Source organism: Streptomyces sp. NPDC102402 (assembly GCF_044765765.1).
In the GTDB taxonomy this organism is placed as follows: Bacteria; Actinomycetota; Actinomycetes; order Streptomycetales; family Streptomycetaceae; genus Streptomyces.
This window is the reverse complement of sequence record NZ_JBIWKR010000002.1, coordinates 282,004-305,453: the sequence shown is the minus strand read 5'-3', so window position 1 is coordinate 305,453 and position 23,450 is coordinate 282,004. Positions and strand designations below refer to the sequence as shown.

Sequence of the window (23,450 nt, the reverse complement as noted above, 5' to 3'; positions counted from 1 at the left end):
CGTTGTATCGGCCCGCGGGGAGTTCCCGCCCAGAAGAAACGGACGGACGCCACTGATGGCCACCGCATACGGACGGGACACGCGGCGCCGAGGGCCCGCCACCGGATCGGGGGGACATCCCCCGGCGAAGCACTTCCTCCCCGCGGCGCTGCGCGCGCCCCTCGAAGCGCGTACGTGGCGCGAGCTCGCCTACGTGGTGCTGAGCCTGCCGATCAGCGTGGCCCTGTTCAGCTTGGCGGTCACGATGACGGCGCTGGGCCTGGGCATGCTGGTCACCTTCCTCGGCATCCCGATACTCGCCGCCGGCCTGGTCATGTGCCGGGGCTTCGGTGTCATGGAGCGGGGCCGGGCTCGCGGACTGCTGGGGCTGGACATCGCCGATCCCGCGCCGGTACGCGGGAAGGGCGGCCTGATGTCCTGGGTCGGCGCGACGCTGAAGAGCGGGGTGTCCTGGCGGCATCTGCTCTACGCGGTGCTCCACATGCCCTGGGCGACGTTCGCGTTCATGGTCGCGATGACGTTCTGGGGGTACGGCTGGGCCGCGTTCACCTATCCGCTGTGGCGCTGGGTCTTCCCGGTGTACGCGGGTGTCGGCGGGATCCAGCTGTACGGCGACAGCACGCATCAGGTCTACCTCGACTCACCCTTCGAGATCGCGGTGACCACCGCGCTCGGCCTGGCGCTCGTCCTGGTCACCCCGTGGATCATCCGGGGCCTCGTGTCCGTGGACCGGGCGATGGTGCTGGGGCTGCTCGGCCCGTCCCGGCTGGCCACCAGGGTCTCGGAGCTGGAGTCGGACCGGGGGGTGGTGGTGGACACGGCCGCCGCGGACCTGCGCCGCATCGAACGCGACCTCCACGACGGCGCCCAGGCACGACTCGTCGCCCTCGCTATGGATCTGGGGCTGGCGAAGGAGAAACTGACCGACGACCCCGAAGCCGCCGCCCGCATGGTCGACGAGGCCCACGGCGAGGTCAAGGTCGCCCTCCAGGAACTCCGCGACCTCGCCCGCGGCATCCACCCCGCCGTCCTCACCGACCGCGGCCTCGACGCCGCACTCTCCGCCATCGCCTCCCGCTGCACCGTCCCCGTGAACGTCACCGTCGACCTCCACGCACGCCCCGCCCAGGCCATCGAAGGCATCGCCTACTTCACCGTCTCCGAACTCCTCCAGAACGTCAGCAAACACGCCCGCGCCACCCACGCCAAGGTCGACGTATGGCGAGCCCAGGACCGACTGATGCTCCAGGTCACCGACGACGGAAGGGGCGGCGCGGGTGTCTCGACGGGCAGTGGTCTCGCCGGGCTGACGGAGCGGCTGGACGCGGTCGACGGCATCCTCGTCGTCGACTCCCCCGCCGGGGGCCCCACGACCGTGACGGCCGAGCTGCCCTGGAGGGGCTGAAGGACCGGGCCGCCGCGGTGCCCCGGACGCCCTCACGGCGTCCGGGGCACCGCGGTGTGACCGGGGACAACGGAACCGCTGGTCCGGGGTCCATCCGGGCGCCGATGCTGGAATGCTGGGCGCACAGGGCGGCGCGTACAGCGGCGTACACATGCGGGACCGACAGTGGGGGACACAACGTCGTGGAGGAAAGAGTGCGGGTCGTCATCGCCGAGGATTCGGTTCTGCTGCGGGAGGGCCTCACCCGGCTGCTGACCGATCTCGGGCACGACGTCGTCGCGGGAGTGGGGGACGCCGAAGCGCTGCTCAAGACGGTGGCCGACCTCGCGGGGCAGGACGCGCTGCCGGACGTGGTGGTCGCCGATGTGCGCATGCCGCCGACCCACACCGACGAGGGGGTTCGGGCGGCGGTGAAGCTGCGCAAGGAGTACCCGGACATCGGAGTGCTGGTGCTCTCGCAGTACGTCGAGGAGCAGTACGCCACGGAGCTGCTGGCCGGCAGCAGCCGCGGGGTGGGCTACCTGCTGAAGGACCGGGTGGCCGAGGTCAGGGAGTTCGTGGACGCCGTCGTGCGGGTGGCGCAGGGCGGGACAGCGCTGGACCCTGAGGTCGTGGCCCAGCTGCTGGGCCGGAGCCGCAAGCAGGACGTCCTGGCGGGTCTCACGCCTCGTGAGCGTGAGGTCCTGGGTCTGATGGCGGAGGGGCGAACGAATTCAGCCGTCGCCCGGCAGCTGGTGGTCAGTGACGGAGCTGTGGAGAAGCACGTCAGCAACATCTTCCTGAAGCTGGGGCTGTCCCCCAGCGACGGGGATCACCGGCGAGTTCTCGCCGTTCTTACTTATCTGAACTCATGACAGACCGTTGATCCACCCGCGATGATCTGTATGTTCCACCCGCAGTGAAGCGAAACCCCAGGTCCACGACGAAAAGATGAGCACCGAGGGCGGCTCGTCCCACACCTGGGGGGTCCGCGAAATGTGGCGACGCGTGGCGCATTCATACGTCGGAAACGCGTCCACCATATGACCGGTCCGAGGAAGGCGACCCTTACAGAAGTAGGGTGGTGCCTGGACCGCCGGCGGGCCGGCCGGTCCCGAGCCGCCGCCCAGAGGGAGGTCCAGTTCAGTGACCAGCCAGGTCAGTAGCCCAGCCGGAAAGTCCGACGAGGCCAGTGAGGCTGTCGTCGGGGAGCAGCGCGCCCCGCGCATTGATCGTACGGGCACCACCGAGAAGGAAATCCGCCGCCTGGACCGGGTGATCATCCGTTTCGCGGGTGACTCGGGTGATGGCATGCAGCTGACGGGTGACCGGTTCACGTCGGAGACTGCGTCCTTCGGGAACGACCTGTCGACGCTGCCCAACTTCCCGGCCGAGATCCGGGCACCTGCCGGCACCCTGCCGGGTGTGTCGTCGTTCCAGCTGCATTTCGCGGACCACGACATCCTCACACCGGGCGACGCACCGAACGTACTGGTCGCCATGAATCCCGCGGCGCTGAAGGCGAATATCGCCGATGTGCCGCGGGGCGCCGACATCATTGTGAACACGGACGAGTTCACCAAGCGCCCGATGGCGAAGGTCGGATATGCCGAGTCCCCTCTCGAAGACGGGTCGCTCGAGGCGTACAACGTCCATCCGGTGCCTTTGACAACCTTGACGATCGAGGCTTTGAAAGAGTTCGGCCTTTCCCGTAAGGAGGCCGAGCGGTCGAAGAACATGTTCGCGCTCGGGCTTCTGTCCTGGATGTACAACCGTCCGACCGAGGGGACGGAGACATTCCTCCGGTCGAAGTTCGCCAGGAAGCCGGCCATCGCCGAGGCGAATGTGGCGGCGTTCCGTGCGGGCTGGAATTTCGGTGAGACGACCGAGGATTTCGCGGTCTCCTACGAGGTGGCGCCGGCGAGCAAGGCCTTCCCCACGGGCACGTACCGCAATATCTCGGGGAATCTGGCCCTGTCGTACGGGCTGATCGCGGCGGGCCGGCAGGCGGATCTGCCGGTATATCTGGGTTCGTATCCGATCACTCCTGCGTCCGACATCCTGCATGAGCTGAGCAAGCACAAGAACTTCGGTGTACGGACCTTCCAGGCCGAGGACGAGATCGCCGGGATCGGGGCGGCGCTGGGGGCGGCGTTCGGCGGTTCGCTCGGCGTGACCACGACCTCCGGGCCGGGTGTGGCGCTCAAGTCGGAGGCGATCGGCCTGGCGGTGTCGCTGGAGCTGCCGCTGCTGATCATCGACATCCAGCGCGGCGGCCCGTCGACCGGTCTGCCGACCAAGACCGAGCAGGCCGACCTGCTCCAGGCCATGTACGGCCGCAACGGCGAGGCACCCGTCCCGGTCGTGGCGCCCAGGACCCCGGCGGACTGCTTCGACGCCGCCCTGGACGCCGCCCGGATCGCGCTGACCTACCGGACTCCGGTCTTCCTGCTCTCCGACGGGTATCTGGCGAACGGCTCCGAGCCGTGGCGGATCCCCGAGACCGACAGCCTCCCCGATCTGCGGACACAGTTCGCGACCGGCCCCAACCACGAACTCGCCGACGGGACGGAGGTGTTCTGGCCGTACAAGCGCGACCCGCAGACCCTGGCCCGCCCGTGGGCGGTGCCGGGAACCCCCGGTCTCGAGCACCGGATCGGCGGGATCGAGAAGCAGGACGGTTCGGGGAACATCTCCTACGATCCGGCCAACCACGACTTCATGGTCCGCACCCGCCAGGCGAAGGTCGACGGCGTCGAGGTCCCGGACCTGGAGGTCGACGACCCGGCCGGCGCGAACACCCTGGTCCTCGGCTGGGGTTCGACGTACGGGCCGATCACCGCGGCGGTCCGGAGGCTCCGGGCGGCGGGCGAGACGATCGCGCAGGCGCATCTGCGCCATCTCAACCCCTTCCCCCGGAATCTCGGTGAGGTGCTGAACCGCTACGACAAGGTCGTCGTACCGGAGATGAACCTCGGTCAGCTCGCGCTGCTCATCCGCGCGAAGTACCTGGTCGACGCGCAGTCCTACAACCAGGTCAACGGAATGCCCTTCAAGGCCGAGCAGCTGGCCACAGTCCTCAAGGAGGCCATCGGTGCCTGACGCCAACGCCAACGAGCTCCTCCAGCTGGTCCCCAAGGCCGAGGGCAAGCAGTCCATGAAGGACTTCAAGTCCGACCAGGAGGTGCGCTGGTGCCCGGGCTGCGGTGACTACGCGGTCCTCGCGGCGGTGCAGGGCTTCATGCCCGAACTGGGGCTGGCCAAGGAGAACATCACGTTCGTCTCCGGCATCGGCTGCTCGTCCCGCTTCCCGTACTACATGAACACCTACGGGATGCACTCCATCCACGGCCGCGCCCCCTCCATCGCGACGGGCCTGGCCACGTCCCGCCGCGACCTGTCGGTCTGGGTCGTCACCGGCGACGGTGACGCGCTGTCCATCGGCGGGAACCACCTCATCCACGCCCTGCGCCGGAACGTCAACCTCAAGATCCTGCTGTTCAACAACCGGATCTACGGGCTCACCAAGGGGCAGTACAGCCCCACGTCCGAGGTCGGCAAGATCACCAAGTCGACGCCGATGGGCTCGCTCGACGCCCCGTTCAACCCCGTCTCCCTCGCCCTGGGCGCCGAGGCGTCCTTCGTCGCCCGCACGGTCGACTCCGACCGCAAGCACCTCACGAGCGTGCTGCGCGCGGCCGCCGACCACCCGGGCACGGCGCTGGTGGAGATCTACCAGAACTGCAACATCTTCAACGACGGTGCCTTCGAGGTCCTCAAGGACAAGGAGCAGGCCGAGGAGGCGGTCATCCGCCTCGAACACGGCAAGCAGATCCGCTTCGGTGCCGAAGGCGGCAAGGGTGTCGTCCGGGATCCCCTCACGGGCGATCTGAGCGTGGTCGCGGTCACCGAGGAGAACCAGTCACGGATCCTGGTGCACGACGCCCACAACCCCAGTCCCACGACCGCGTTCGCGCTGTCCCGGCTGGCGGACGCCGACACCCTTCACCACACCCCGATCGGTGTCCTGCGCAGCGTGGAGCGCCCGGTCTACGACACACTCATGTCCGACCAGCTCGACGCCGCGATCGAACAGCGCGGCAAGGGTGACCTGAGCGCCCTGCTGGCCGGCAGCGACACCTGGACCGTCGTCGGCTGACCCGCCGCCGTTACACCCGAAGCCCGGCCCCGGACGATCAGGGCCGGGCTTCGTCGTACGCCTCGCGGGCCCTCTCCACCGCGCCGACCGCGCGCTCCGCCCACCGGGCCAGTCCCCAGACCTGCTCCGCGGCCTCCTTGCCGAGCGGGGTGAGCGAGTAGTCGACCCTCGGCGGGATCACGGGCTTGGCGTCCCGGTGCACGAAGCCGTCCCGTTCCAGTGTCCGCAGGGTCTGGGCCAGCATCTTCTCGCTCACGCCCCCGACGGCGCGGCGCAGCTCGCTGAAGCGGCACGGACGTTCCAGCAGCTCGGCCAGCACGAGCACCCCCCAGCGGCTGGTGACGTGCTCCAGCACCAGCCGGGAGGGGCACATCGGCTGGTTGACGTCGGAGGACCTCACCGGGCTTACGTTCATACCAGTACCTTACTTCAAAGTGGGTACTTTCCCCTGGTTAGTGCCAGTCGTAGGGTGAGTGAGGAGAACACACGCATACGAGGATCAGCGCCCCTAGGAGGAACCCCATGAGCATCGTCGTCACCGGAGCGACCGGACAGCTCGGCCGTCTCGTCATCGAGCGGCTGCTCGCCACCGTCCCGGCGGAATCGGTCGCCGCGGTCGTCCGCGACAAGGAGAAGGCGGCGGCGCTCGCCGCCCGCGGTGTCGAGATCCGCGTCGCCGACTACGACCGGCCCGAGACCCTCACCGGCGCGTTCCGGGCGGGCGACCGCGTGCTGTTCGTCTCCGGCAGCGAGGCCGGCAGGCGCGTACCGCAGCACACGGCCGTGATCGAGGCCGCGAAGGCCGCGGGCGTCGCACAGCTCGCCTACACCGGAGTGCTGGGCGGTCCCGATGCGGACTTCCTGCTGGCGGCCGAGCACAAGGTGACCGAGCGGCTGATCCTGGACTCCGGAGTCCCCTACACCTTCCTGCGCAACGGCTGGTACACCGAGAACTACACGGCGAACCTGGCGTCCGTCCTGGAGCACGGCGCCGTCGTCGCCAACGCCGGCGAGGGCCGTATCGCCTCCGCCACCCGGGCCGACTACGCGGACGCCGCCGCCGCCGTGCTCACCGGCGAGGGGCACCTCGGCGCGGCGTACGAGCTGAGCGGCGACGTCGCCTGGTCACTGGCCGAGTACGCCGCCGCGGTCTCCGCCGCGACCGGCAGGGAGATCGCGTACACCGACGTGCCGGCGGCCGTGCACCAGGAGATCCTCGTCAAGGCCGGACTGCCCGAGCCCTTCGCCGAGATCCTCGTCGACGTCGACGAGGCCATCGCGCGCGGCCTCCTCGCCGGTACGAGCGGGGACCTGGCCCGACTGACCGGCCGGCCGTCCACCCCCATGGCCGAGACGGTCGCCGCGGCGGTCAGCGGCGCCTGACCGGGCACGGGTTCCGCCCGGACGGGCACCCCCGCCCGCTGTCACGACCGTTTCCGTGAGACGGCAATGACAGAGGGCCCTTCCGGCGCTACCGTCGTGCAGTCGGCCGATCGCCGGCACAGGAGCGCCGGGAGGGCCCATGAAGGGGAAGAACGAGCAGCGGGCCGGCCTGCTGTACGGAGTCGGCGCGTACGGGATGTGGGGCCTCGTGCCCCTCTTCTGGCCACTGCTGGAACCGTCCGGCGCGGTGGAGATCCTCGCGCACCGGATGGTCTGGTCACTGGGCGTCGTCGGCATCGCCCTGCTGTTCCTGCGCCGCTGGGCGTGGATCGGCGAGCTGATACGGCAGCCCCGGCGGCTGGGGCTCATCACGATCGCCGCGACCGTGATCTCCGTGAACTGGGGCCTCTACATCTGGTCCGTCAACAACGGCCACGTCGTCGAGGCGTCACTCGGCTACTTCATCAACCCGCTGGTCACGATCGCCATGGGCGTCCTGCTGCTCGGCGAGCGGCTGCGCCCGGTCCAGTGGACCGCGGTGGCGACCGGCTTCGCGGCGGTGCTCGTGCTGGCGATCGGCTACGGGCAGCCGCCGTGGATCTCGCTGGTGCTGGCGTTCTCGTTCGCGACGTACGGCCTGGTGAAGAAGAAGGTCGGCATGGGCGGCCTGGAGTCCCTCGCCGCCGAGACCGCCGTGCTGTTCGTGCCCGCGTTCGGCTTCCTGGTGTGGCTCGGGGCGAGCGGCGGCGCGACGTTCCTGGCCGGGGGCGCGGGGCACGGCGCCCTGCTCGCCGCGACGGGACTCGTCACCGCGATCCCGCTGGTCTGCTTCGGCGCCGCCGCGATCCGGGTGCCGCTGTCCGTGCTGGGCCTGCTGCAGTATCTGGCACCGGTGTTCCAGTTCGCGCTGGGCATCCTGTACTTCCACGAGGAGATGCCGCCCGAGCGGTGGGCCGGCTTCGCACTGGTCTGGGTGGCGCTGATGCTGCTGACCTGGGACGCCCTGCGGACAGCGCGTCGCACGAGGGCGGAGGCGCTGCGCCTGGCCGTGCGGACGGCCCAGGCCGCGGGGCCCGTCGGGACGGCTCCCGCCTCGTCCCCGGACTCGGACACCCCGGCCCTGAAATAGTTACCGCGTTGCTTTTATTACTCGGTTGCTGTTTCCTGTCCGCAGAGACGGGCGAACCGAGGAGCAGGCATGACCGACGTACTGATCGTGGGCGCGGGTCCCACCGGGCTGACGCTGGCGTGCGACCTCGCCAGGCGCGGCCTCGCCATCCGGATCGTGGACAGGTCGCCCGTCCATCCGCGCACGTCGCGGTCGAAGGGGCCCAACCCACGCTCGCTGGAGGTGCTGGAGGACCTGGGCGTCGCCGAGGAGGTGCTGGCGGCCGGTTCGGCGCCGCTCCCCATGCGCAAGTACCGCGACGGTGCGCCCGTCGCCGACACCGACCCGTACGCCGGGTCCGCGCCGACCCCGGACGCGCCTTACGACCGGGGCCGGCTGATCGCCCAGTGGCGGCTGGAGGAGATCCTGCGCGACCGGCTCGCCGGATACGGCGTGGCCGTGGAGACGGGCACCGAGGTCGTGGGCCTCACCGATGAGGGCACCTCGGTGACCGTCACCCTCGCCGACGGCTCCGGCGCCTCGGCCCGTTACGTGGTGGGCTGCGACGGCGCCCACAGCCGCGTACGGAAACTGCTCGGCGTCCCCTTCGAGGGAGAGACGGCCGAGGACCAGGTGATGGTCTGCGGCGACGTCGAGATCGATCCGGGCGTCCTCGACCGCACCGTCTGGCACCAGTGGTTCGACGAGGACGGCGCGGTCATGCTCTGCCCCGTCCCCGGCACCCGGACGGGCTGGTGGTTCCAGGCGGGCCCCGAGCGGGACGCCGAAGGCCGCCCCCTCGCCCCCTCCACCGACGGATTCCGGCGGCTCTTCGCCCGGCACACCCGCCTTCCGGCCGCCCACCTCACCGAGGCCACGCTGCTCTCGACGTACCGCGTCAACGTGCGCATGGCGGACCGCTACCGGGTGGGCAGGGTCCTCCTGGCCGGGGACGCCGCCCATGTGCACGCGATCGCGGGCGGGCTGGGCATGAACACCGGCATCCAGGACGCCTTCAACCTGGGCTGGAAGCTCGCCCAGGTCGTGCGGGAGCGGGCGGGCGAGGAACTGCTGGACACCTACGGGGAGGAGAGGCTGCCGGTCGCGGCCCGGACGCTGGACCTCACCTCGGACCGCCTCCGGGCCACGCTCGAAGCGATCAGGAGGCCGGGCGGCGGGCTCGACAGTGCGGTCACGCCCTCGATGAGCGGGCTCGACGTCGGCTACCGGTGGAGCTCGCTCGCCCGCCCCGGGGCCGGCGGCGGCCCCCGGTCCGGCGACCGCGCCCCGGACGCCCCCTGCGTCATGGCGGCGACGGGGCGGCCCACCCGCCTCTTCCGCGCCTTCGCCGGTCCGCACCTCACCGTGCTGGGCTTCGGGGACGGCACCGCGCGGGCGCTGCGGGAGGCCGCCGAGACCCATGGCGACGCGGTGCGCACCGTACGGGTGTACGCCGCCGGGGCGGCGGAGCCGGGGACGGCCGCCGTGGGCCCGGACGCCCTGCACGACCGGGAGGGCCTGGCCCGCGCGGCCTACGGCATCGGCCGGGACACCGTCGTCGTGATCCGTCCCGACAACCACGTGGGGCTGATCTCGGACACCGAGGGCTTCGACGATGTGCGGCGGTATCTGGACGTGCTGGACGGGGCACGGGAGCCGGATCCGATGAGTGTGGCAGGCATGGTGGACGGCACCCGCAAAGGCTGATTGAGTGCCCGGATGGGGACGATCCTGAAGGACATGAGGCACGTTCAGTGGCATGAGCTGCGCCATGCCCAGGGCTCCGCCTCCCAGGTCCCCGGGATGCTGTCGCGGATCGCCTGGGGCGACAGCGAATCGGCCGAGGACGCGCTGAGCGACCTGGGGCAGTGGATCGGGGCGCTGGCCGTCTTCGACGCGACGGTCGCCGCGGTGCCGTTCCTCTGGGAACTCGCGGCCATGGAGACCGTGAAGGACCGCGCCGGGGTGCTCGGACTGCTGGGGACGATCCTGGCCCACGGCCACACGCACCACCCGGAGTGGACCAGGGACGCACATCTGGCGGTGCTGGCCGGCAGGCCGACTGCCGAGCGGCTGGCCGCCGACGTCGACCCGGCGGTGAGCGCGGCGGCCGGAGAGCTGCTGACGGCACTCGGCGGGCACTCCTGCGGGACCTGCCCGGCGCACTGAGACCCACGGGCCGGGCGGGGCCCGGGGTCGCGGCCCGGGGTCGCGGCCCGGGGTCGCGGCCCCCTGCGGGCGGGCAGGCCTCACGCCCCTCACGCCCCCGCGTCCTTCGAAGAAACGGCCCCGGTTCCGGCGTGCCCGTTGCCCCGGCGTCCGGGTAACCAGTACAAACGGCTTCCATGACTCTTCACTGGAAGCTCGTCATCGATGCCGCCGACCCGCACGCCCAGGCCGACTTCTGGGCCGAGGCCCTCGGCTACGTCGTGGAGGACAACAGCGTCCTGATCGGCGAGCTGCTCGGCGCCGGCGTCGTGACCGAGGCGGACACGGTCGAGCCGCACGGCCGCCGCGCCTGGCGCGATCTCGCCGCGGCACGGCATCCGGACGACCCCTACGACGGGAAGAGCGGTGCGGGGCTCGGCCGCCGGCTGCTCTTCCAGCGCGTGCCGGAGACCAAGACGGTGAAGAACCGCCTCCACATCGACGTCCACGCGGAGCCCGGCCGGCGCGAGGCGGAGACGGACCGTCTGGTGGGTCTGGGCGCGAGCGTGCTGGGGCTCGTCGAGGAGCCCGGGGGGACGTGGCAGGTGCTCCTGGACCCGGAGGGCAACGAATTCTGCGTGCAGTGACGGAGCCGACCCGTCCGCGCAGGTCAGGGGCGTACGGCGGCGGGGCGATCTCTCTAGGCTGACCTCATGTTCACGCCACCCGCCGCATACACCCTCGTCGCCACGGATCTGGACGGCACGCTGCTGCGTCCCGACGACACCGTGAGCCCCCGCTCCCGCGCCGCCCTCGCCCGTGCCGCGTCGGCGGGGGCGCGCCATCTGATCGTCACGGGCCGCTCGGTACCCGGGATACGCGCCCTGCTCACGGACCTGGGCTACGACGGTCTCGTGGTCTGTGGCCAGGGCGCACAGCTGTACGACGCCGGGACGGCACGCATGCTGAGTTCGGTGACGCTGGACCGGGAGCTGGCCGACACCGCGCTCGGCAAGATCGAGGCCGAGGTGGGGCAGGTGTTCGCCGCGGTGGACCAGGACGGCACCGACGGCCGGACCCTGACCGAGCCGGGCTACCTGATGCCGCACCGGTCCCTCCCCGCGCAGCGGGCGGGGCACCGCCAGGAGCTGTGGGCGGCCCCGGTCGTCAAGGTGCTGATACGCCACCCCGAGCTGACCGACGACGAACTGGCCTCGGCGGCCCGGAGCGCGGTGGGCGACCTGGCGTCCGTCACGATGGCCGGCCCGGGGACGGTGGAGCTGGCACCGTACGGCGTGGACAAGGGCACCGGCGTCTCGCGGGCCGCGGAGATGCTGGACCGCGATCCGGCCGGGGCTCTGGCGTTCGGTGACATGCCCAACGACCTGCCGATGTTCCGGCTCTGCGGCCACTCCGTGGCGATGGGCAACGCCCACGCCGAACTCCGGGCCGAGGCCGACGAGATCACGCTGTCCAACGAGGAGGACGGGGTGGCCTCCGTGCTGGAGCGCCTGTTCGGCTGAAATCCGCCTCACTCAACCCGTCGCGCGCCGATATGCTGCGTACGCAAGCAATCGTCGCACGCGGGCAATTTGGAGTGATCATGGCAGCACGTTCCTTCCTCTTCGTGCTCGGCAGCAGCCGCGCCGGCGGCAACACCGAGACGCTCGCCCGGATCGCGGCCGAGCAGCTCCCCGCGGACACCGGGCAGCGCTGGCTGAGCCTGCGCGGGCTCCCGTTGCCCGACTTCGAGGACCTGCGCCACCCCGAACGCCGCCACACCCCTCCTGACGGGCCCGCCGCGAGCCTGCTCCGGGCCACTCTTGAGGCGACCGACGTGGTGATCGCCTCGCCGCTCTACTGGTACTCGGTCTCCTCCTCCACCAAGCGCTACCTCGACCACTGGTCGGGCTGGCTCGAGACCCCCGGCGCCGGCTTCCGGCAGCGCATGGCGGGCAAGACGCTCTGGGGGGTCACCGCCCTCGCGGACGGCGATCCCGCCGTCGCCGAACCCCTGGCGGGGACCCTGCGCAACTCCGCGGAGTACCTGGGGATGCGCTGGGGCGGGGTACTCCTGGGCAACGGCACCAAGCCCGGCGACGTACGCTCCGACACCGGCGCCACGGCCCGGGCGAAGGTCTTCTTCAGCTGAGGCGTCCGGGGTGGCGTCCCGGTCCGGGCCCGGGACGTCACCCGGGCTCAGGCCGGAGTACCACCCGGGACGTCGCCCCCGCCCCCGGCCGGAGTGCTGCCGACGGGTCCCAGGGACCGCAGGACGTGGGCCACGAGCGTGGCGACCGTCGCCTCGTCCTGCGCCGGCTTGCGCAGCACATGGCGGTAGTAGACGGGGCCGTAGAGCATCTCCACCGTGAGGGGGAGGTCGGCGCCCGCCGGGATCTGCCCCTGCTCCTGGGCGCGGCGCAGCCGCCCCACCGCGGCCTCCACCCGCGGGTCGACCAGCTGCTCGCGGACGGCTCGCGCGAGGTCGTCGTCGTGGTGCATCTCCGACAGGATCCCGGCGTAGGCGGGGCCGTAGGGCGGCGTGGAGACCAGTCGCACCGCGCTGTTGATGTGCGTCCGGAGATCGGCCTCGACATCACCGGTGTCGACGAACGGCGTGGCGCCGACGAACGCCTCGGCGAACGCCTCCAGCAGCACCGCGCCCTTCGAGGGCCACCACCGGTAGATCGTCTTCTTGCTCACACCGGCACGGGCCGCGATGCCCTCGATCGTGACCCGCCCGTACCCCTTCTCCGTGCACAGCTCCAGAGCTGCGTCCAGCGTCGCCCGGCGCGACCTCTCACTGCGGCGCAGGGAACTCGGCGATGTGATCATTCGGTGAGCATAGGGGGATTCTGCCCACCGCTTGTTGACAGGTCGTCGCCAGAAGTCGAACAATGACCAGGCTGGAAACGGAACGTACCGTGTCGTGACGTTCCGCAGCAGACCGTTCGTGCCGTTCGTGCCGCGACGAGCCGATCGGGGGACGGCTCGACCGGCCGACGGTACGGGCGGACCGGTGCCGGACCCCTCAGACGCTGATGTCCTTCGTGGTGAACCGCGCCCAGGCGGCAGAGCCGAACATCGCCGCGTACAGGGCTTGCAGCTCCAGGTTCCTGACCGTCTCGTCCCAGTAGACCGGGGCGCGCAGCAGGTCCGTGAAGGACATCCAGTAGTGCGGGAAGAGATACGGACGGATCCCGTCCAGTTGCGGCATCGTGTCCAGGATCTGCGCGGTGATCAGCACTCCGACCGTGGCCGCCATCGCCGCGATCCCGCTGTTGGTGAGGGTCGAGACGAAGAGGCCCAGCGCGGCGAACCCGATGAGGGACGCCGCCACCGCGACCGCGATCGCTCCCGCCCGCAGGAGCCCTTCGCCGAAGCCGATCCGGGTCCCCGAGATCGTCGTGACCTCACCGACGGGGAAGAGCAGCAGGCCGGCCGCGAGCGCCGATGCCGCGACGACCACTGTGGCGACCAGGCAGAACACCAGCACGGACGCGTACTTCGCGAGCAGCAGACGGGTGCGGCCCGCCGGGGCGACCAGCAGATAGCGGAGCGTGCCGCCGCTCGCCTCGCCGGCCACGGAGTCCCCCGCGACGACGCCGACGGCCATCGGGAGGAAGACGGGCAGGGTCGCGGAGAGCGCCGCGAAGACCAGGAAGAGACCGTTGTCGGTGACCTGGGAGAGGAACGCCGGGCCGCCCGGCCCGCCCGGTGAGCCGTCGCCCCCCTCGATCCGGAGGGCGATCCCGATGAGGACGGGCACGGCGGCCAGTACCCCGAGCAGGGCCAGGGTGCGCCACCGCCGGAGTGTGGTGGTCAGTTCGGAGCGGAGGATCCCCAGGGTCCACAGTGCCCGGCGCCGCACGCGGGGCGCGGGGACGGCCGTGACGTCAGCCTGCGACATCGAATCCCTCTCCGGTGAGTGCGACGAAGGCGTCCTCCAGCGAGGCCCGCTCGACGCCGAAGGCGCGTACGCGGACGCCGGCACGCACCAGGGCCGCGTTGAGGTCCGCGAGCTCCACGTCACCCGGGGGCGCGTCCGCGCTCACCCGCTCCCCGTCGGTCACCAGCCCCGTCGCCCCGTGTGCCGTGAGGACGCGCGCGGCGTCACCGGGGTCGGGTGTGGTGACGGCGAGCCTGCCTCTGGCGTCCGCGGCGAGTGCGGCGACCGGCCCCTGGACGAGGAGCCGGCCGCGGGACATCACCGCGGCGTGGGTGCAGATCTGCTCGATCTCGTCGAGCAGATGGGACGAGAGGAAGACGGTGGTGCCCTCGGCCGCCAGGTCCCGGACCAGGGACCGGATCTCGCGCATGCCCTGCGGGTCGAGGCCGTTGGTCGGTTCGTCCAGCACGAGCAGTCCGCGCGGCTGGAGCAGGGCGGCGGCGAGTCCGAGGCGCTGCTTCATCCCGAGCGAGTACGCCTTGGCCTTCTTGCCGGCCGCGGCGGCGAGGCCGACCCGCTCCAGGGCGCTCTGCACCCGTGCGCGCCGGGTGCGCGGGTCGGCCGTCGGGTCGGCGGAGTCGAAGCGCACGAGGTTGTCGCGGCCCGTCAGGAACCCGTACAGGGCGGGCCCTTCGATGAGCGCGCCGACCTGCGGGAGCACCGCCCGGGAGGCGGCCGGCATGGGGCGCCCCAGGACGTGGGCGGTGCCGGAGGTGGCGTCGATGAGCCCCAGGAGCATCCGGATCGTGGTGGTCTTGCCGGAGCCGTTCGGCCCCAGGAAACCGAAGACGCTGCCGGCGGGGACGGTGAGGTCGAGCCCGTCGACGGCCGGCCGGCCGCCTCGGTAGCGCTTGGTGAGGCCGCGCGTCTCGATCACGGGTCCCGGTCCCGGGCGCGTTCCGGCCGCGGCGGCCGCTGTCTCGGTCATGCCCACTCCCGGTCCCGTCCCCTCCGTGTCCGGCCGCCCGTGTCCGGCCGCGCCGCGTGCCGGACCGCCCGTGGCACGAGCCGCCCCGCCGTACGGAGCGTACGACGGGGCGGGGCGTGCGGTACGTCCTACTTCGCGGTGTCGGCGGCCTTCACGAGCGCGTCCTCGGTGACCGCCCCGACGTAGACCTTGCCGTCGTCCGTCAGCAGGGCGTTCACCAGGCGCGTCTTGAAGACCGTGCCCGAGCCGAACTCTCCGGTGACCTTGTCGCCGAGCGCGTCCAGGAACTGCTGCGCCTGCGCGGGCATGTCGCCGGAGTCCTGGGCGGGCAGCCCCGCGCCGCCCGGCATCTCGATCTCGGCGACGGCGTTCCAGCCCTTGCCGATGATGTTGGGGCCCTGGAAGCCCTCCATGGCGCTCAGGTCCTTCCGCGCCTTGTCCGCCGCGCCCTTCTCCCCGGCCCCGGCCTTCAGCTCGTCGGCCTCGGTCACCTTCGCACCCTTGGGCGGGGTGAAGGAGAAGGAGGAGGCGGCGGGCTTCGCGAAGTCGACCTCGGTGAAGCCGGCGTCGACCGCGGCCTTGCCACCGCCGCTCGGGGCCAGCGTGAACTTCAGCGGCAGGCCGGTCGAGGCGTCGACCGCCACCGTGACGGACCCGATCGTCGAACCGGACTGCCTGGGCTTGATCAGGAGCTTGTAGGCGTCGCGCCCCGCGACCTGCGCCGTGCCGTCGACGGTGACGGACGTCGTGTCGTCGGCGGCGGCGAGCGCCTCCTCGGCGAGCTCCTTGGGAGTGGCCGGCACCCCCTTCGGTGCCTCGTGCTTCCCGGCCCCGGCGCCCGCGCCCTTCTCGGACGTCGCGTGGTAGACCTCGTTGCTCTCGCTGTCGTAGCCCCAGACGTCGTCCCCGTTGTGGACGAGGCTGTACTCGGAGCCCTCACCGAGGATCGAGAGGCGCTGCTTGTCGGGGCCGTCGGCCGCGACCCGGAGCGTGTGCGTCCCGGAGGCGAGCTCCATCAGCTTGGCCTCGGGTGACGCGCTCGACCCGGCCGAGCCCGCGCCCGGCGCGAAGGAGCCCGCGAGCCCGCCGATCGACGGGATACCGAGGTCGGTGCTGACCTTCACCGTGCCGGAGAGCTGCTCCTCGTCCGATGCGGCGATCTTCTCGACGAGTTCCTGCGCGGTGATGTCCGGCAGGTCCGGGTCGCCGGAGTCCGCCAGTGCCGGGACGAGTCCGATCGTCGCCGCCGCCACGCCCGCCACCGCGAACGGGACGATGTAACGCGCCGCCTTCCGACGGACCACGACAGTGCCCGTGGCCTCGCCGTTGGTCTCTGCGCTGTCGTTCGGTGCCATGTGTGCTCTACCTCCGTGGTCGGCGGCTGCCATCCCGTTGAGCCTGTCCACTCCTCGCCGCCATTCTCACCCGATGTGGTCAGGAGTGGTTCTTATCCATCTGACCAAATCGGGCGGGGACAAGCGTCAGCCCCCGGGAGCAACTGCGCGTACCTCTCCAGGATGACCCGCGGTGCGCACCGCCCACCGAGCCCTTAGGGGTCGGCCGGACACGGACGGGTCAGCCCGCGCGGTGCACCACGGCGTCGCACAGCTCTTCGAGCGCGGCCTTCGCGTAGCACTCGGGCAGCGGCGCCAACGTCGCCCGGGCCTCCTGGGCGTAGCGGACGGTGTCGCGGCGGGCCTGCTCGAGCGCGGGGTGGGCGCGCAGCCTGCGCAGCGCCTCGGCGAGCAGGGCGTCGTCCCCCAGGTCGCCGTCCAGCATCGCCAGGAGCTCCTTGTCCTCCGGACGGCCCTCGGCCTCCGACCGCGCGCGCAGGAGGAGGACGGGCAGGGTCGGGATGCCCTCGCGCAGGTCGGTGCCGGGCGTCTTGCCCGACTCGTGGGAGTCGGAGGCGATGTCGAGGACGTCGTCGGCGAGCTGGAAGGCGATGCCGAGGCGTTCGCCGTACTGGGTGAGGATGTCGACGACCGACTCGTCGGCGCCCGCCATCAGGGCACCGAACCGGCCGGACACGGCGACCAGGGAGCCGGTCTTGCCGCTCAGCACGTCCATGTAGTGGTCCACCGGGTCGCGTCCGTCGCGCGGGCCCGCGGTCTCCAGGATCTGACCGGTGACCAGCCGCTCGAACGCCTCCGCCTGGATGCGGACGGCCTCCGGCCCGAGGTCGGCCAGGATGTGCGAGGCACGGGCGAAGAGGAAGTCGCCCGTCAGGACGGCGACGGAATTGCCCCACCGGGTGTTGGCGCTCTCCACCCCGCGGCGCACGTCCGCCTCGTCCATCACGTCGTCGTGGTACAGCGTCGCCAGGTGCGTCAGCTCGACGACCACGGCGGAGGGGACGACGCCCGGGGCGTCGGGGTCGCCGAACTGCGCCGCGAGCATCACCAGCAGTGGCCGGAAACGCTTGCCCCCCGCGCTGACGAGGTGCTGCGCGGCCTCCGTGATGAACGGGACCTCACTTTTGGTGGCATCCAGCAGCCCCGCCTCGACAGCGGCCAAACCTGCCTGGACATCGGCCTCAAGAGCCTGGTCCCGCACGCTCAGTCCGAACGGCCCGACGACGGTCACGAGGGCATCTCCTGTCTGCTGACGATCACACGGAATGTCGATGTGTCGTTGTCCTCACTCAACTCAGCGTATCCGGTCCCGTTTGGATCACCGTGGGCGCCTTCCCGCCACCGCCGGTATGTTCGGGATCAGCTCATACGATCAGGAGTTATCGCTTTGTCCCACACAACGGCCGGTACCGAACCGACCCAGCCGCCGCCCGGAGACGACACCGCCTTCTTCGGCCAGCCACGGGGTCTCATGACCCTGTCCGGACTGGAGGTCTGGGAGCGCTTCTCGTTCCTCGGGATGCAGGCGATCCTGGTCCTCTTCTTCGCCGACAAGGTCTCGAACGGCGGCATGGGCATGGACCCGGGCACCGCCGCCTCGGTGTCCGCCGCGTACGGCACGCTGGTCTATCTGGTGTCCGTCGCGGGCGGCTGGCTGGCCGACCGGATCCTCGGCTCGTACCGCGCCGTCCTGTACGGCGGCATCCTCATCGCCTGCGGCCACTACTCCATGGCCGTGCCGACCGACACGATGACCTGGGTGGGCCTCGGCCTGATCAGCGCCGGAACGGGCCTGCTCAAGCCCAATGTCGCCTCGATGGTCGGCAAGCTCTACGGCACCGAGGACGACCGCCGGGACGCCGGCTTCGCCCTCTACTACATGGGCATCAACATCGGCGCCTTCGCCGGCCCGCTCGTCACCGGATGGCTGGGCGACCACGCGAGCTGGCACTGGGGCTTCTCGGCCGCCGCCTTCGGTATGACGCTCGGCCTGATCCAGTACGTCGCCGGCCGGCGTCACCTGGCCGGGCGAAAGCACGCCGCCGAGTACGCGCTGGCCCCCGGCCCGATGCGCCGGGCCGTGCTGACGATCGTGGCCGGTGCCGTGGTGGTCGCCCTGGTGGCCACCGCCCTGGCACTGGCGGGCTGGCTCACGATGGACCGCTTCGTCGACGTGCTCACCGTCGTCTCGGTGATCGCGCCGGTCGCCTACTTCGTGGTCATGTTCCGCAGCCCCCGGGTCACCCCGGAGGAGCGCGGCAGGCTGCGCCCCTACGTCGTGCTGTTCCTGGCCTCCGTCGTCTTCAACTTCATCCTCTTCCAGGCGTACTCGACGATGATCCTGCTCGCCTCGACGAACGCCCGTACGGAGATCTTCGGCTTCCACTTCCCTGCGAGCTGGTACGCCTCGGCCCTGGGCGCCTTCGAGGTCGCCCTGGCGCCCGTCGTGGCCGCGGTCTGGGCCAGGATGGGCCCGCGCCAGCCGCACGCGTCGAACAAGATCGCGATCGGGGTGATCCTCGGCGGGCTGTCCTTCCTGCTGATGGTCCTGCCGACCTCCGGTCACGCCGACGACACCTACAAGATGGCCGCCTGGTGGATCGTCGGCTCCTACCTGCTGCTCGGGCTCGGCGACATCCTCGTGGAGACGTCCGGCATGTCCGCCACCACGAAGCTCGCGCCCAAGGCGTTCGCCAGCCAGACGATGGCCCTGTGGTTCCTGTCGCTGGCCCTCGCCAACGGCATCCAGTCACAGATCGTGAAGCTGTACGGCGAGGTGTCCAACCCCGCCTACTTCGGTGTCAATGGCGCTATCGCGGTGGCGGCCGGTGTGGCCGTCATCGCCGCCGCTCCCTGGCTCAAGCGCACCATGCACCCCGTCCACTGAGGTACCGCCATGCACATCCGCACCGATTTCCCGTACGAGACCACCCACGAGGACCTCTACATCCCGCTGGCGGACGGCACCGAGCTGTACGCCCGGATCTGGCGGCCGGTCACCGACGAGCCGGTGCCCGCGCTGCTGGAGTACCTGCCCTACCGGCTCAGTGACTGGACGGCGCCGCGCGACTGGCAGCGCCACCCCTGGTACGCGGGCCACGGCTACGCCTCCGTACGCGTCGACGTACGCGGGCACGGCAACAGCGAGGGCATGCCGGGGGACGAGTACGACGCGACGGAGCTGGCCGACGGGGTGGCCGTCGTGCACTGGCTGGCCCAGCAGGAGTGGTGCTCCGGGAAGGTCGGCATGTTCGGCATCTCCTGGGGCGGCTTCAACTCGCTCCAGATCGCGGCGCTCGCACCGGAGCCCCTGAAGGCCATCGTGACCGTCTGCTCCGCGGACGACCGCTACGACAACGACGTCCACTACATGGGTGGCTCCGTCCTCGGTGTGGACATGCACGCCTGGGCCTCCACCATGCTGGCCTTCGTCTCGCGCCCCCCGGACCCGGCGGACGTCGGGGACGACTGGCGGGACATGTGGCTGCGCCGGCTCGAGAAGGTGGAGCCGTTCATCCATACGTGGCTGGCGCACCAGACCCGCGACGACTACTGGAAGCACGGCAGCGTCTGCGAGGACTACGGCGCGATCAAGGCGAAGGTCCTGGCGGTGGGCGGCTGGCACGATCCGTACCGGGACACCGTCCTGCGGCTCGTCGAGCACCTGGACCCCGGACAGGTGCGGGGCCTGATCGGCCCCTGGTCGCACCAGTACCCGGACCGGGGGCTCCCCCCGGGCCCCGCGATCGGCTTCCTCCAGGAGACGCTGCGCTGGTGGGACCAGCACCTCAAGGACGAGGACACCGGGGTGATGAACGAGCCTCTGCTGCGGTCCTGGATCAGCGGCTCGCACCGCCCCGCCACTGCCTACGAGACGCTGCCCGGCCGCTGGGTCGGTGACGCGAGCTGGCCTTCGGAGAACGTCGCCGCCGTCACGTACGCGCTGGGGGGCGGGGCGCAGACCGTCCGTTCGCCGCAGCAGACGGGGCTCGACGCGGGCCGCTTCTTCCCGTTCGGCAACGACGCCGACCTGCCTCCCGACCAGCGGGACGAGGACGCCAAGTCGGTGTGCTTCGAGTTCCCCGTCGAGGACGCCCCGATCGAGATCCTCGGCCGCCCCGGGGTGACGCTCCTGCTCCGGATGGACGTACCGCGCGGCCAGGTGATCGCCCGGCTCTGCGACGTGGCACCGGACGGGGCCTCCACCCTGGTGACCCGCGGGGCCCTCAACCTGGCCACCCGTCACGGGCGCGACCGCGCGGAGGACTGGCCCGTCGGGGAGGCCGAATACGTGAACTTCGAGCTGAACGGCATCGGGCACACCTTCCCGCCCGGCCACCGGATCAGGGTCGCCATCTCCTCCTCGTACTGGCCGTGGATCTGGCCCCAGGCAGGTTCGGCGGGCTTCACGCTGGAGGCGGAGGGCAGCCTCGTCGAACTCCCCGTGCGCCGGCACACCGAGGACCCGTCGATCACCTTCGGCGAACCGGAGCAGGCGGAGCCGCTCGGCGTCGTCTTCCCGGTCACGCTCGACGAGCAGCGCCCGGAGCGCCTGGTCGTCCGCGACGTCGCGAAGGGTGAATGGCGCCTGGAGGTCGATCCGCGCTACGGCGGCACCCGGGTCTACCCCGACGGGCTGGAGTTCACCGAGGACGCGCTGGAGGCGTACACGATCCAGCAGGACGACCCGCTGTCGGCCAGGGCCCGTTCGGACTGGACGATCCGGCTGCACCGGCCGGAGATGTCCTGGGACGTGCGCGTCGAGACGCGTTCGGAGACGAGCGCGGACGCGGACGACTTCATCACGTCCAACGAGGTCGTGTGCAAGGACGGCCAGGAGGTCGTCTTCCACCGGACCTGGGAGAAGCGGATCCCGCGCACGGCGGGCTGACCTCGGTCGGGGAGCGGGCACGAGCAGGGTTATCACGTAACTTTCCGGGCATTACGCCTACTTGAGGCACTGCCGCCGACCGGGGCAGCCGACGTACCGTGTTCCTCAAGCGACTGGAAAGGGGCAGCGACAGATGCCCGAGCAGAGCAGCCCGCTCGACCTGGCCGAGGGCGATCCCTTCGGTCCGCACAACCTTCCGTACGGAGTGTTCTCCACCCCCGGGCACCCCGAGGACCGAAGGGTCGGAGTCCGCGTCGGCGGACATGTACTGGACGCGGGAGCGGCGGCGCACGCACTCGGTTCGCCGTACGCCAGACTCCTGGCGCAGCCGAGCCTGACGCCCCTGCTGGCGGCGGGGCGCACGACGTGGAGGGACGTGCGCAGGGCACTGACGGCGTGGGTGACGGTGCCGTCGCACCGCCCCGACCTGGAGCCGCTGCTGCACCCGCTCGACTCGGTGACCCTGCACCTGCCGTACGAGGTCGCGGACTACGTGGACTTCTACGCCAGCGAGCACCACGCCACCAACGTGGGGAGGATCTTCCGGCCCGACGGGGCGGCCCTCACCCCCAACTGGAAGCATCTGCCGATCGGTTACCACGGCCGGGCCGGCACGGTCGTGGTCTCCGGCACGGATGTGGTGCGCCCTTCCGGGCAGCGGAAGGCGCCGTCCGACCCTGCCCCCGTCTTCGGCCCCTCGGTGAAGCTGGACATCGAGGCCGAGGTCGGCTTCGTGGTGGGTGTCCCCTCCGAGCAGGGCTCCCCGGTGGCGCTGGGCGACTTCCGCGAGCACGTCTTCGGGCTCTCCCTGCTCAACGACTGGTCGGCGCGGGACATCCAGGCCTGGGAGTACGTGCCGCTGGGCCCCTTCCTCGGCAAGTCCTTCGCCACCTCCGTGTCGGCCTGGGTGACCCCGCTGGAGGCCCTGGACGCGGCGCGTACGGCCCCGCCCGCCCGGGACTTCCCGCTGCTCCCCTACCTGGACGACTCCGAGGACGAGGAGCCCGGCGGCTTCGACATCCGGATCAGCGTCGAGATCAACGGCCAGGTGGTCGCCGAGCCGCCGTTCTCCTCGATGTACTGGACGGCCGCCCAGCAACTGGCGCAGATGACGGTGAACGGCGCCTCGCTGCGCACCGGCGACCTCTACGGCTCCGGCACGGTCAGCGGCGCGGAGCCCGCCCAGCGTGGCTCCCTGCTCGAACTCACCTGGAACGGCCGCGACCCGCTGGACCTGCCCGAGGGCAAGCGGACGTTCCTGGAGGACGGCGACACCGTCACCCTGACGGCCTGGGCACCGGGCCCGCACGGCACGCGGGTCGGGCTCGGCGAGGTGACGGGGCGGATCACGGCCTCGTCGTGAACGACGCGATTCCGACGCTCCCCGAGGAGCTGCTGCTGCTCGCGCTGGACCCCGTACACGGCAGGCCGTACTGCCGCGGCCGGTTCCTGGAGTACGGAATCGCCGGTGCCGCTCTGGCGGAGCTCGAACTCCAGGGCCGGATCTCGCAGGCGTGCGGCCGGGTGGTGGTCGTGAATCCGCTCGACCCGCCGGATGCGCTGCTCGCGGTGTTCCTGCGGAGTCTTCCGCCGCCGGGCAAGAGCAGATTCGGTTCGGGGGTGTCCGCGAGGCGCTGGGTGCGGCAGGCGGGGCGGCAGGCCGAAGGGCTGTGTCTGGACGCCCTGGTGGAGCGCGGCGCCCTGCGCAGGGAGACGCGCCGCTTCCTCGGCCTCTTCCCGTACCACCGCCATCCCGCGGGCTCCGCATCGCCGGCGGAGCAGGTGCGCCGGCGCTTCGAGGCGTCCCGTGCGGCCGGGTACCCGGACCGCAGGGGCCGGCTGCTCGCGGGCCTGGCCGCGGCGGTCGAGCTCCCGTCCGTGGTGAAGCAGGGTGACCGCCGCACGCGTGGGGCGGCGCGGTCCCTGGCCCGCGAGGAGTGGCCGTCGCTTGCCGTGCACCGCAACGTGCGCCAGGACAAGGCCGCCCGGGCCGGCGGTGGGGCCGGCGGGGACGGAGGCGGCGGAAGCAGGGACGGCGACTGACGCCCCCGGTGTCCGAGGGGTGGTCGCGGGCCGCTGCCCCGGTGTCCGAGGGCTGGTCAGCCGGGTGGCAGATCTTGCCTGGCCGGGCGGAACGTAGCTGGT

21 protein-coding genes are annotated in these 23,450 nt (G+C 71.3%); 15 read left to right on the top strand and 6 right to left on the bottom strand.

The window, feature by feature from the left end:
• The first annotated feature begins 55 nt into the window (after positions 1–55).
• The 4 genes from ACIRJR_RS06215 (at position 56) to ACIRJR_RS06200 (ending at position 5,543) form a co-directional block, all read left to right on the top strand.
• Positions 56–1,405, top strand: coding sequence for a sensor histidine kinase (locus tag ACIRJR_RS06215; protein ID WP_403774621.1), 1,350 nt, complete (start codon positions 56–58; stop codon positions 1,403–1,405).
• 194 nt (positions 1,406–1,599) lie between these two features.
• Complete coding sequence (locus ACIRJR_RS06210) at positions 1,600–2,259, top strand: response regulator (protein ID WP_403776373.1); 660 nt, start codon at positions 1,600–1,602, stop codon at positions 2,257–2,259.
• Between the two features lie 271 nt (positions 2,260–2,530).
• Positions 2,531–4,486, top strand: a complete 1,956-nt coding sequence (locus tag ACIRJR_RS06205; protein WP_403774618.1) for a 2-oxoacid:acceptor oxidoreductase subunit alpha — start codon at positions 2,531–2,533, stop codon at positions 4,484–4,486.
• Between the two features lie 55 nt (positions 4,487–4,541).
• Complete coding sequence (locus tag ACIRJR_RS06200) at positions 4,542–5,543, top strand: 2-oxoacid:ferredoxin oxidoreductase subunit beta (protein ID WP_403776370.1); 1,002 nt, start codon at positions 4,542–4,544, stop codon at positions 5,541–5,543.
• Positions 5,544–5,580: 37 nt separating this feature from the next.
• On the opposite strand, the gene ACIRJR_RS06195 is transcribed toward ACIRJR_RS06200, so the two are convergent.
• A complete protein-coding gene (locus tag ACIRJR_RS06195) occupies positions 5,581–5,958 on the bottom strand; it encodes a winged helix-turn-helix transcriptional regulator (protein WP_403774615.1) in 378 nt (125 codons plus the stop codon).
• Positions 5,959–6,065: 107 nt separating this feature from the next.
• On the opposite strand from ACIRJR_RS06195, the gene ACIRJR_RS06190 reads away from it, so the two are divergent.
• The 7 genes from ACIRJR_RS06190 (at position 6,066) to ACIRJR_RS06160 (ending at position 12,334) form a co-directional block, all read left to right on the top strand.
• Positions 6,066–6,926, top strand: a complete 861-nt coding sequence (locus ACIRJR_RS06190; RefSeq protein WP_403774612.1) for an SDR family oxidoreductase — start codon at positions 6,066–6,068, stop codon at positions 6,924–6,926.
• A 139-nt stretch (positions 6,927–7,065) separates the two neighbouring features.
• Positions 7,066–8,055: an EamA family transporter RarD gene (rarD, locus tag ACIRJR_RS06185; protein ID WP_403774609.1), complete on the top strand. Its 990-nt coding sequence runs from the start codon at positions 7,066–7,068 to the stop codon at positions 8,053–8,055.
• Between the two features lie 69 nt (positions 8,056–8,124).
• Positions 8,125–9,741, top strand: coding sequence for an FAD-dependent monooxygenase (locus ACIRJR_RS06180; RefSeq protein WP_403774606.1), 1,617 nt, complete (start codon positions 8,125–8,127; stop codon positions 9,739–9,741).
• A 12-nt stretch (positions 9,742–9,753) separates the two neighbouring features.
• Complete coding sequence (locus ACIRJR_RS06175; RefSeq protein WP_403774603.1) at positions 9,754–10,203, top strand: hypothetical protein; 450 nt, start codon at positions 9,754–9,756, stop codon at positions 10,201–10,203.
• A gap of 176 nt (positions 10,204–10,379) precedes the next feature.
• Positions 10,380–10,829: a VOC family protein gene (locus tag ACIRJR_RS06170; RefSeq protein ID WP_403774599.1), complete on the top strand. Its 450-nt coding sequence runs from the start codon at positions 10,380–10,382 to the stop codon at positions 10,827–10,829.
• Positions 10,830–10,895: 66 nt separating this feature from the next.
• Positions 10,896–11,705, top strand: coding sequence for an HAD family hydrolase (locus ACIRJR_RS06165; RefSeq protein WP_403774596.1), 810 nt, complete (start codon positions 10,896–10,898; stop codon positions 11,703–11,705).
• An 80-nt stretch (positions 11,706–11,785) separates the two neighbouring features.
• Complete coding sequence (locus tag ACIRJR_RS06160) at positions 11,786–12,334, top strand: flavodoxin family protein (protein ID WP_403774593.1); 549 nt, start codon at positions 11,786–11,788, stop codon at positions 12,332–12,334.
• Between the two features lie 47 nt (positions 12,335–12,381).
• On the opposite strand, the gene ACIRJR_RS06155 is transcribed toward ACIRJR_RS06160, so the two are convergent.
• The 5 genes from ACIRJR_RS06155 to ACIRJR_RS06135 form a co-directional block, all read right to left on the bottom strand.
• Positions 12,382–13,017 (bottom strand): TetR/AcrR family transcriptional regulator, encoded by a 636-nt coding sequence (locus ACIRJR_RS06155; RefSeq protein ID WP_403774590.1) that lies wholly within the window; start codon positions 13,015–13,017, stop codon positions 12,382–12,384.
• 196 nt (positions 13,018–13,213) lie between these two features.
• Positions 13,214–14,092, bottom strand: a complete 879-nt coding sequence (locus ACIRJR_RS06150) for an ABC transporter permease (RefSeq protein ID WP_403774587.1) — start codon at positions 14,090–14,092, stop codon at positions 13,214–13,216.
• Positions 14,079–15,059 (bottom strand): ABC transporter ATP-binding protein, encoded by a 981-nt coding sequence (locus tag ACIRJR_RS06145; protein WP_403774584.1) that lies wholly within the window; start codon positions 15,057–15,059, stop codon positions 14,079–14,081. Before ACIRJR_RS06145 ends, ACIRJR_RS06150 begins: the two co-directional genes overlap by 14 nt.
• Positions 15,060–15,187: 128 nt before the next feature.
• Positions 15,188–16,414 carry an outer membrane lipoprotein carrier protein LolA gene (locus ACIRJR_RS06140; protein WP_403774581.1) on the bottom strand — a complete coding sequence of 409 codons (1,227 nt, stop codon included), beginning with the start codon at positions 16,412–16,414 and terminating at the stop codon, positions 15,188–15,190.
• A 220-nt stretch (positions 16,415–16,634) separates the two neighbouring features.
• Positions 16,635–17,645 (bottom strand): polyprenyl synthetase family protein, encoded by a 1,011-nt coding sequence (locus ACIRJR_RS06135; protein WP_403774578.1) that lies wholly within the window; start codon positions 17,643–17,645, stop codon positions 16,635–16,637.
• Positions 17,646–17,801: 156 nt separating this feature from the next.
• Between ACIRJR_RS06135 and ACIRJR_RS06130 the strand changes: the two genes are divergently transcribed.
• From ACIRJR_RS06130 to ACIRJR_RS06115, 4 genes are all read left to right on the top strand, one after another.
• Complete coding sequence (locus ACIRJR_RS06130; protein WP_403774575.1) at positions 17,802–19,301, top strand: peptide MFS transporter; 1,500 nt, start codon at positions 17,802–17,804, stop codon at positions 19,299–19,301.
• Positions 19,302–19,310: 9 nt separating this feature from the next.
• Positions 19,311–21,305, top strand: coding sequence for a CocE/NonD family hydrolase (locus tag ACIRJR_RS06125; protein ID WP_403774572.1), 1,995 nt, complete (start codon positions 19,311–19,313; stop codon positions 21,303–21,305).
• A gap of 133 nt (positions 21,306–21,438) precedes the next feature.
• Positions 21,439–22,668 carry a fumarylacetoacetase gene (fahA, locus tag ACIRJR_RS06120; protein WP_403774569.1) on the top strand — a complete coding sequence of 410 codons (1,230 nt, stop codon included), beginning with the start codon at positions 21,439–21,441 and terminating at the stop codon, positions 22,666–22,668.
• The gene (locus ACIRJR_RS06115; RefSeq protein ID WP_403774566.1) at positions 22,665–23,348 is read left to right on the top strand and encodes a GPP34 family phosphoprotein; all 684 of its coding nucleotides are present in this window, start codon (positions 22,665–22,667) and stop codon (positions 23,346–23,348) included. The genes fahA and ACIRJR_RS06115 overlap by 4 nt, the downstream gene beginning before the upstream one ends.
• The last annotated feature ends 102 nt before the right edge of the window (positions 23,349–23,450 follow it).

Excerpts from the sequence above, each read along its gene's own strand:
- ACIRJR_RS06215 (WP_403774621.1), top strand. The coding sequence starts at position 56 with ATGGCCACCGCATACGGACGGGACACGCGGCGCCGAGGGCCCGCCACC.
- ACIRJR_RS06200 (WP_403776370.1), top strand. The coding sequence starts at position 4,542 with ATGAAGGACTTCAAGTCCGACCAGGAGGTGCGCTGGTGCCCGGGCTGC.
- ACIRJR_RS06195 (WP_403774615.1), bottom strand. The coding sequence starts at position 5,958 with ATGAACGTAAGCCCGGTGAGGTCCTCCGACGTCAACCAGCCGATGTGC.
- ACIRJR_RS06190 (WP_403774612.1), top strand. The coding sequence starts at position 6,066 with ATGAGCATCGTCGTCACCGGAGCGACCGGACAGCTCGGCCGTCTCGTC.
- rarD (WP_403774609.1), top strand. The coding sequence starts at position 7,066 with ATGAAGGGGAAGAACGAGCAGCGGGCCGGCCTGCTGTACGGAGTCGGC.
- ACIRJR_RS06180 (WP_403774606.1), top strand. The coding sequence starts at position 8,125 with ATGACCGACGTACTGATCGTGGGCGCGGGTCCCACCGGGCTGACGCTG.
- ACIRJR_RS06175 (WP_403774603.1), top strand. The coding sequence starts at position 9,754 with ATGGGGACGATCCTGAAGGACATGAGGCACGTTCAGTGGCATGAGCTG.
- ACIRJR_RS06170 (WP_403774599.1), top strand. The coding sequence starts at position 10,380 with ATGACTCTTCACTGGAAGCTCGTCATCGATGCCGCCGACCCGCACGCC.
- ACIRJR_RS06165 (WP_403774596.1), top strand. The coding sequence starts at position 10,896 with ATGTTCACGCCACCCGCCGCATACACCCTCGTCGCCACGGATCTGGAC.
- ACIRJR_RS06160 (WP_403774593.1), top strand. The coding sequence starts at position 11,786 with ATGGCAGCACGTTCCTTCCTCTTCGTGCTCGGCAGCAGCCGCGCCGGC.
- ACIRJR_RS06155 (WP_403774590.1), bottom strand. The coding sequence starts at position 13,017 with ATGATCACATCGCCGAGTTCCCTGCGCCGCAGTGAGAGGTCGCGCCGG.
- ACIRJR_RS06150 (WP_403774587.1), bottom strand. The coding sequence starts at position 14,092 with ATGTCGCAGGCTGACGTCACGGCCGTCCCCGCGCCCCGCGTGCGGCGC.
- ACIRJR_RS06145 (WP_403774584.1), bottom strand. The coding sequence starts at position 15,059 with ATGACCGAGACAGCGGCCGCCGCGGCCGGAACGCGCCCGGGACCGGGA.
- ACIRJR_RS06140 (WP_403774581.1), bottom strand. The coding sequence starts at position 16,414 with ATGGCACCGAACGACAGCGCAGAGACCAACGGCGAGGCCACGGGCACT.
- ACIRJR_RS06125 (WP_403774572.1), top strand. The coding sequence starts at position 19,311 with ATGCACATCCGCACCGATTTCCCGTACGAGACCACCCACGAGGACCTC.
- fahA (WP_403774569.1), top strand. The coding sequence starts at position 21,439 with ATGCCCGAGCAGAGCAGCCCGCTCGACCTGGCCGAGGGCGATCCCTTC.